Origin of the sequence: Plesiocystis pacifica SIR-1, from assembly GCF_000170895.1 — a bacterium.
In the GTDB taxonomy this organism is placed as follows: Bacteria; Myxococcota_A; Polyangia; order Nannocystales; family Nannocystaceae; genus Plesiocystis; species Plesiocystis pacifica.
This window is the reverse complement of the sequence record NZ_ABCS01000195.1, coordinates 1-8,107: the sequence shown is the minus strand read 5'-3', so window position 1 is coordinate 8,107 and position 8,107 is coordinate 1. Positions and strand designations below refer to the sequence as shown.

At 73.7% G+C, this 8,107-nt stretch carries 6 protein-coding genes; 3 read left to right on the top strand and 3 right to left on the bottom strand.

The window, feature by feature from the left end:
- Positions 1–119: 119 nt before the first annotated feature.
- The 3 genes from PPSIR1_RS40810 to PPSIR1_RS48945 all read left to right on the top strand — a co-directional run bounded on the left by PPSIR1_RS40810 (position 120) and on the right by PPSIR1_RS48945 (position 2,267).
- Positions 120–1,001: a 5'-3' exonuclease gene (locus PPSIR1_RS40810; RefSeq protein WP_006977202.1), complete on the top strand. Its 882-nt coding sequence runs from the start codon at positions 120–122 to the stop codon at positions 999–1,001.
- A gap of 77 nt (positions 1,002–1,078) precedes the next feature.
- On the top strand, positions 1,079–1,843 hold the full coding sequence (locus tag PPSIR1_RS48950; protein ID WP_157596516.1) for a hypothetical protein: 765 nt from the start codon (positions 1,079–1,081) through the stop codon (positions 1,841–1,843).
- A gap of 28 nt (positions 1,844–1,871) precedes the next feature.
- Positions 1,872–2,267 (top strand): thioredoxin family protein, encoded by a 396-nt coding sequence (locus tag PPSIR1_RS48945; protein WP_006977200.1) that lies wholly within the window; start codon positions 1,872–1,874, stop codon positions 2,265–2,267.
- Between the two features lie 3 nt (positions 2,268–2,270).
- On the opposite strand, the gene PPSIR1_RS45385 is transcribed toward PPSIR1_RS48945, so the two are convergent.
- The 3 genes from PPSIR1_RS45385 to PPSIR1_RS45380 form a co-directional block, all read right to left on the bottom strand.
- On the bottom strand, positions 2,271–3,098 hold the full coding sequence (locus PPSIR1_RS45385; protein WP_006977199.1) for a formylglycine-generating enzyme family protein: 828 nt from the start codon (positions 3,096–3,098) through the stop codon (positions 2,271–2,273).
- A 25-nt stretch (positions 3,099–3,123) separates the two neighbouring features.
- Positions 3,124–3,543, bottom strand: a complete 420-nt coding sequence (locus PPSIR1_RS40790) for a DoxX family protein (protein WP_006977198.1) — start codon at positions 3,541–3,543, stop codon at positions 3,124–3,126.
- Positions 3,540–8,107 (bottom strand): response regulator (locus tag PPSIR1_RS45380; protein WP_006977197.1); only part of this gene is annotated, 4,568 nt, incomplete at its 5' end. The genes PPSIR1_RS40790 and PPSIR1_RS45380, both read right to left, overlap by 4 nt.

Sequence of the window (8,107 nt, the reverse complement as noted above, 5' to 3'; positions counted from 1 at the left end):
CCCCGTCTATTTTAGCCGTCGCGGGCGACGCCACGCCCTCCCTGCCCCACGTCCACGACTCAGCCGTGGTGCCGCATCCACTGCTCGATCTGCGCGACCTTTTTCGGCACAGTCCAGGCGTGCAGTTGCATCTCATCGATGGCACCTACGAGCTGTTCCGCAGCTTCTTCGGCGCTCCACCGGCGACCTCCCCGAGCGGTCGAGAGGTCGGCGCGGCGCGGGGTTTGCTGCGCTCGTTGCTGGCGCTGCTGCGCGAGGAGGGCACCTCCCACGTGGCGATCGCCTTCGACCACGTGATCGAGTCGTTCCGCAACGAGCTGTTCGACGGCTACAAGACGGGCGCCGGCATGGACCCGGCGCTGTGGCAGCAATTTCCCCTCGCCGAGCGGGTGAGTGAAGCGCTCGGTCTGGTGGTGTGGCCGATGGTCGAGTTCGAGGCAGACGACGCTCTGGCTACGGGTGCCGCCCGGTTCGCGGACGCCCCAGGAGTGGAGCGCATACTGTTGTGTTCGCCGGACAAGGATCTGGGTCAGTGTGTTCGCGGTTCGAAGGTCGTGCTCTTCGATCGACGCCGCGGCGAGACCTACGACGCCGACGGCATCCGCGAAAAATTCGGCGTCGACCCGGCCTCGATCCCCGACCTCCTGGCCCTCGTGGGGGATAGCGCCGACGGCATCCCCGGCTTGCCGCGCTGGGGGATGAAGTCGACGGCGACGGTGCTCGGCGAGTACGGCCACCTCGACGCGATCCCCGACGACCCGAGCGCGTGGACCGTGAAGGTGCGCGGGGCCAAGGGGCTCGCCGACAAGCTGCGCGCGGGCCGGGCGGACGCGCAGCTCTACCGGACCCTGGCGACGCTGCGCACCGACGTGCCCTTGCCGGAGACCGAGGTCGACGCGCTGCGCTGGCGCGGGGCCAGGCGCTCGCTGCTCGAGCCGCTGTGCGCCGAGATCGGCGACCAGCGAGCCCTCGATCGCGTACCGATGTGGCGCGAAGGCTGAACCAATGCGCCCGTTCGGGGGCCTCGGAGCGCCGTTCTTTTGGATGCCGGGGCCTTCCTGGCTAGCGTGCTGCGGTGGTGTCCAAGGCAGGCGACCAAGCATCTTCCAGCGAGCCGCGGGCCGACTGGTGTGACCGCTCCATCGACCTCGACGCCGAGCGCCCGGAGGCGGCGACGGCGGAGATCTCGGGGCCGCCCCAATGGTTCGCCTGGAGCCTGCTGGGCTCCCTCGGGGCGCTGACCGTCGGGGGCTGCGTGGGCATGGGCCTGGCCCTGGCCTTCGGCTCGAACGCCGCGAGCGCCCAGGACGGCGAGCCCGACGAGGAGCCCGTGCTCAGCCAGGCGCGGGCGCGGGAGATGGTCGAGCGGGCTGGCCCGGCGCCGGTCGAGCCCCCGCCCGTGGACGAGCCCGTGTTCGCCTCGGGGGTCGCGCCTTCGGGAAGCCCGAGCCCGAGCTCTAGCCCGAGTTCGAGTGATGGCGACACGGCGCCGCGGCAGATTCATCGCGCGCCCCCGCGTCCGCCGTGGGTCGACGCCGGGCGTGGACGGGGCCAGACGCGACCGAGCGCGCCCAAGCCGGCGCCCAAGCTGGTCTCGAACCCCGCGCCGATCGCCTCGCCGACGCCGCGACCGGCGGCTCCGCAGCCGCGACCCCAGCCGCAGGTACAGCCCCAGCCGAGCGCCGCGCCCGAGCCGATCCCGAACGCCGCGCCTGCTCCGCTGCCCGCCGCGCCCGGCAACGACATCGATGCGTCCACGAGCGCCGCTGGTGCGAGCGAGCTCCCCGAGCTCGCGCCCGCAGAGGCCGCGAGCTCGGCCTGGCCGCCAGACATCGAGGGATGAGCCCGAGGCTGGGCTATCATCCCCGGCCATGAGCGAAGCCGAGGCCGCCAAGCCCTACGAAGATCTCGAGACCATCGAGGAGGTCGAAGCCCTGATGAGCGAGGAGGGCGGAGCGGCCGTGCTGGACTTTTGGTCGCCGACTTGCGGTCCGTGCATGGCCATGGCCCGGGACTTCGAGGCCGTCGCCGGCCAGTTCGACGCGGGCGAGGTCCGCTTTTGCAAGGTCAACACCCAGAGCCACGGCTTCCTGGCCGCGCCCTTCAACATCCGCGCCGTGCCGACGATCCTGTTCGTGCTCGACGGGGAGATCCTCGACTCGGTCGTGGGGGCGATGCCGGCCAAGCGCCTCGGGGAGCGGGCCGAGTGGTTGCTCCGCAAGCGCCAGCGCAAGGGCAAGGGCCTGCTCGGCCGGCTGTTCGGCTAGCGGCTACCCGCCGCTCGCGTCGAGCTGGCAGCAGCGGATGCCGGTGGTCGAGGTCCGGAGCAGGGGCTCGCGCAGGTTGTCTCCGGCGCAGCGCAGGCTGTCCGGTGAGCTCGCGTAGGAGCCCCCGCGGCGCCGGCACTTGAACACCGGACCGTCGTCGTCTTCGTCGTCCTCGTCGTCCTCGTCGAGGCCGCACTCGTTGGTCCACTCCCACACGTTGCCGCTCATGTCGAACAGCCCCCCGTAGCCGCCCTCGCAGCCGGGCAAGCTGGCCACGGACACGACCGCGCCCGCGTCGGGGTCGCCGTCGAAGCCCGCGCCGTTGCAGGCCGCCTGGTCGTGGGTGTTGCCGTAGGGGTAGGAGAAGTTGGTGCCGTCGCCGGTGCAGGCCCGAAACCACTCGTTGAGGGCAGGGTCGCCGGCTTGCTCGAGGGTCGCCGGCTCGCCGCCGACCAGCCCGCACATGTGCTTGCCCGCCCACTCGCAGTAGGCCCAGGCGTCGCACCAGTCGACGCCGACGACGGGGGTCTCGGCCGCGTCGTTGCGCTCGAGCTGGGAGTGCCAGCTCTCGGGCAGAAAGGCGCTCTGCTTGCCGTCGCACAGGGCGGGCAGGGCGCTCGGATGGTTGGCCGAGTCCTCGAGGAAGTCGTAGTAGTCCGCGACGCGGACCTCGTGGGCGTCGATGAGGAAGTCGCCGCCGCCGACCATGGGGAGCGCCTCGCTGCCTCCGGGGTCTTCGCCCAGCTCGTCGCCGCCGGGGAGCCCGGGCAAGCAGGCGGCGAGGCCCATGCACGCGCCGATCAGCGCCGCCAGCTCGAGACGAGTGCGCATGTCGACATCCTAGCAGCCCGGGCTGCTAGCCCACGGCGCGTTCCTGGGGCTCGCCCGCCTTGGCCGGCCGACTCACGGCCCAGACCCACAGCATGAGCACGGGCTGGAAGGCCACGCGGACCCACGCCGCGGTCGGGGAGACCGCGCCGACGCCCGGGGGCTGGATACCCTCGGTGGCCATCCAGATGTTCGCCGGCCAGACCGCGAGGAACAACGAGATGAGGCCCCAGCCCGCCCACGTCCGGGTCGCGGGTACGAAAAGCGCGACGCCCAGGCCAATCTCGACGACGCCGCTGAGGTAGACCGCCGCCGCGTGCAGGGGCAGGTAGTCCGGCATGATCGCCAGGAAGAAGTCCGGGTTGAGGAAGTGCATCGTGCCCGCGAACACCATGGCGATCGCGAGCAAGACGCGCAGGCCGGCGAGGATGAGCTCGAGGGGCTTCACGGGGTGCGCGGGGAGTCGAGGGCGCTGCGGACGGTCTGCAGTAAGGACGGGCGAGTGAAGGGCTTTTGCAGGAAGTTCGCGCCGCCCGTGGCGATGCCGTGGCGGACCATGGCGTCGTTGGTGTACCCGGACATGAACAGCGTTGCGACCCCCGGATGGAGGGTGCGGACGGCCTCGGCGACCTCGGGCCCGGTCATCCCGGGCATGACCACGTCGGTCAGCACGAGGTCGAGCTGGGAGCCCTGGGCGCGCAGTTCTTCGGCGAGGGCCAGGGCGGCCTCACCCCCGCTCGCGGTGTGCACCTGGTAGCCGTGCCCGCCCAGCAACAGCGCGACCAGGCGCTGCACGCCGGGGTCGTCCTCGACGACCAGGACGTGCTCGTCTCCGCCGACGGGGACGTGGGTCGGGGCCGGGGCGAGCTCGGCCTGGGTGTGGCTCTCGTCCACGGGCAGGACCAGGCAAAAGCGCGAGCCGACGCCGAGCTGCGTGGCCACGACCATCGCCCCGCCGCTTTGGTCCGCGATGCCGAGGACCGTGGCCAGGCCCAGGCCCGTGCCCTCGCCGCTGGCCTTGGTCGTGAAGAAGGGCTCGAACACCCGGGCGAGGGTCTCGGCGTCCATGCCCGCGCCCGTGTCTTGGACCTCGAGCACGACCGCGCGGCCCACGGGCAGCTCGCCGGTGGTGGCGAGGTGGGCCGCGGCTGGGGGCGTCGCTCCGAGCACGGCGTCGCGCCGCTGCCCCTGCCCCGCGCCCGGGGGGATCACGACCCGGCGGGTCCTGAGGGTCACGGTGCCGCCCTCGGCCATGGCGTCGCGGGCGTTGACGGCGAGGTTGACGATGACCTGCTCGAGCTGGCCCCGGTCCGCGTGCACGCCGCAGGGCTGGGGGTCGAGCTCGATGGCCAGCTCGACGCGCTCGCCGAGCAGGCGGGTGAGCATGCGCGAGATGCCGCTGGCGAGGGCGTTGAGGTCGAAGTGCTTGGGCGCGAGGACCTGGCGGCGGCTGAAGGCGAGGAGCTGGCGGGTCAGCTCGGCCGCGCGCTGAGCCGCGCCGCCGATCTCGGAGAAGGCGTCGCCGAGGCTCTGGGCGAGGGCGGGGGGCAGGTCCGAGAGCTGCTCGAGGTCGAGCTCGCCGAGCTCGCAGGCGCCGAGGATCACGGTCAGCAGGTTGTTGAAGTCGTGGGCGACGCCGCCGGCGAGGGTGCCGACGGCCTGCATCTTTTGAGACTGGCGCAGCTGCTGCTCGAGCTGGCGCTGCTCGGTGACGTCGGTGGCGATCAGGGTGACCTGGTCGACCCCGAGCTCGCCGAGGATCGGCCCCATGCGGGTGGTGTAGCTGCGCCGCCCGGCGGGGGTCGGGACGCCGACCTCGCAGGCCGTCGTCGAGCCCGTGCTGAACACGAAGGCGACGGCGCTCGCCAGGGCCTCGCGGTCGGCGGGGGACACGAGCTCGTCGACGCGGACCTCGGCGAGCTCGGTGGGAGTGCGGCCGAAGGCCTCGCGGTTCGCGTAGCGAATTCGCCGCTGCTCGTCGACGATCATGATCGCGTCGGGGGCCGAGGTAGCGAGGGCGCGCCACCGGGCCTCGCGACCGCGGGCCGCCGTGAACAGGCGGGCGTTGGCGATGCTGACCGCGGCCTGGGCCGCGAGGGTCCCGAGCACGCGCAGGTGCTGGCGGGTGAAGGCCCCCGGGGTCACGCGGTTCTCGAGGTAGAGCACGCCCACGGTCACGCCGCGCTCGGTCATGGGCAGGGCGAGGGCCGAGCGGACCGCGGCGCGGCCGAGGTAGGGGTCGCGGTTGCGCCAGCTCGGGGAGCCGAGCTGGGGCGGGGCCTCGGTGTCGTCGACGACCAGGGGGCTCGAGCTGCGCCGGCACGCCTCGACCATGCGCGCGGCCAGATCGTCGCCGAGGGTCGACAGCGGCACCGGCGGCGCGAGGCTGTGCACGGCCTCGCCCGCGCGCTGATCGGCGTGGAGGTGGAGCCCGCCGGCCTCCATCAACAGCACGGCGCAGCGATCGGCCCCGGCGTTCTCGCCCGCGAGCGCGAGCAGCTGGGCGAGCAGGTCCTCGACCTGCGTCGACTCGGACAGCGCCATGGACATGCGCACCAGGCTGGACACGTCGAGGGTGTAGAGGGTCTCGGTGACCGGGGCCTTGGCCTCGGTCGAGGTCTCGGCGTGGCCGAGGGCGCGGAGCTTGGCGGCGACCCGGCGCTCGAGCACGCGGGCGCCCCAGCGCCGGTAGGCCGCGCGCGCGTAGACGAGGTAGCCGACGGCGGCCCGGGGGGTGCCGCCGCGACCTTCGAGCAAGGCCGCGGCGCGCTCGTTGGCGAGGCCCTCGATGGCCAGAAAGTCCGCCTCCGCGGCTGCGTCGGCGGCGGCCGTGTAGGCGCGCAGGGCCGCGTCGTGTTCGCCCTGAGCCCCGGCCCACGCGCCCTCGAGCAGGTGGGCGAAGCTGTCGGCGTTGGCCGGGCAGCTCTCGCGCCAGCGGGCGAGCATCGCTCGGGTCTGGTCCACGGTCTCGACCAGGGCCGCGCGCTCGGGCTCGTCGAGATCGGGGGCGCCCTCGAGGCGCTCGCACGCGCGCGCAGCCGCGACGACCTGGAACACCGCCCAGGGAAACAGGCCCGTGCCGGCCGCCAGCGCCGGGCCGACGCCCGCGAGCGCGGCGTCGGCCTCTTCGCTCTCGCCGAGGACCCAGGCCGTGAACGCCGACACGCTGTGGATCACGAACAGGGCCGCGGGGTTGAGGGCGGCGGCCTCCCGATCCGCGCGCGGGTTCGCGGCGCGCCGCGGCGCGTGCTCGCGCAGCCGGTCGCAGGCGTCGAGGTGGGCCTGGGTCGCCGCGGCCAGGGGGCGGTCGCCAAATTTTTCGAGGTAGGCGAAGGCGCGCTCGCCCTGCTCGACCACGGAGGCCAGCGGGGCGCCCATGCTGAACGCGTTCATGACCACGCAGAAGTAGGCGTAGCCCGCGTTGAGGACCATGCCGCTGGCGCGCAGGCGGACGTGGGCGGCCTCGAGCAGGGGGACGCTCGTCGGCATGTGCTCGATCCACGGCTGGATGGTCGTGCCGCGGATGATGTTCGCCATGCCCCACAGCGGGCTGTCGGGGAAGCGCTCGAGCAGGGTGAAGCCGAGGGTGCAAAAGCGCCGGGCGCCCTCGTAGTCGGCCAGGGCCGAGGCGAAGATGATCGCCAGCTGCACGAAGGCCACGCCGGTGACCTCGCCGACGCCGTGGCCCAGGCCCATGTCGATGAGGGTCAGGGCCAGGGCCGCGTAGAGGTTGATGTCGCCGGACAGGTAGGCGGCGTTGGTCGAGGCCAAGAGCATGTGGCCGAGGGCCGCGTGGAAGCGGTCGTCGGCGGGCAGGGGCGGCAGCTCGGTCAGCGGGGCCTCGGCGGCGGCGGCCTCGACCGCGCCGAGCACCCGGGCCATCAGCCCGCCCATCCACGCCTCGTCGCCGCCCAGGCGCAGGTCCAGCTCGAAGGCCGCGGCCGCGTCGGCGACCACGGCGAGGGCCGCTTCGGTGTCGCCCACGACCATCGCCAGGGTCACCTGGCTGAGCATCCGCTGGGCTCGCTGGTGGGGCTCGTCGGTCAGCGCGGCGGCGTCCTCGAAGCAGGCCTTCGCGGCCTCGCGCCGTCCAGCCATGGCCAGGCTCTCGGCGAGCTCGAGGGTCCGGGCGAAGCGCTCGGGTCGGGGGGCGTCGGCGCGGGCGAGCAGGGTCCGGGCGTGGCCGGTGTGCTCGGCGGCGCGCTCGAAGGCGGCGGCCGCCCGGGTCAGGCGCCCAGCCTCGGCGCACCAGGCCGCGAAGCGCAGCGCCTCTTCGGGGTCCTCGACCCGGGGCAGGGCGTGGCCGATGTAGCGGGCCAGGGTGTGCACGCGCTCGGCGTCGTCGAGGGGGGACTGGCGGGGCTCGGCGCGCTGGCTCGCCCGTCGGGCCAGGCCCAGGTAGAGGGCCTCGCGGTCGCCCTCGAGGCTCGAGCGCGCGACTTGTTGCAGGCGATCGTGGACGAAGCCGAAGGCTCGGGGCGCGACCAGGGTGCTGCCCGCCTCGCCGGGCTTGGGGAGCGCAGCGCCCGCGTCGTCGGGGTCGAGGGGGTGGAGGTGTCCGGCCGAGACGGCCGCCCAGATCAGCGCGCCGACCCGCGTCGGGGCCTCGTCGGCGGCCTCGGCCAGGGCCTCGATGGTGAAGCGCTCGCCGATGCACGCGGCGATGCCCAGGACCCGGCGCAGGTCCGCGGGCAGGGCCTGGAACTGCTCGACGAGGAAGGCCACGACGTCCCCGCTGCTGCCCCGCGCCCGGGCGCGATCCAGGTCGACGCGCCAGCGCCCGCGGCTGCGATCGGTGTCGATGATGCCCTCGGCGTAGAGGGCCATGAGCAGCTGGCTGACGTAGAGCGGCGTGCCGCCGGTGCGCTGGTGGAGCAGGGCCGCGAGCGCGGGGCCCTCGGCCGCGCCCCCGAGCACCTCGTCGACGAGGGCGGTGAGCTCGTCGAGGGGCAGGGGGCCGAGCTCGACGTCGACGAGCCTGGGGTGGGCCCGGGCGAGGCTCTGGAGGGGAT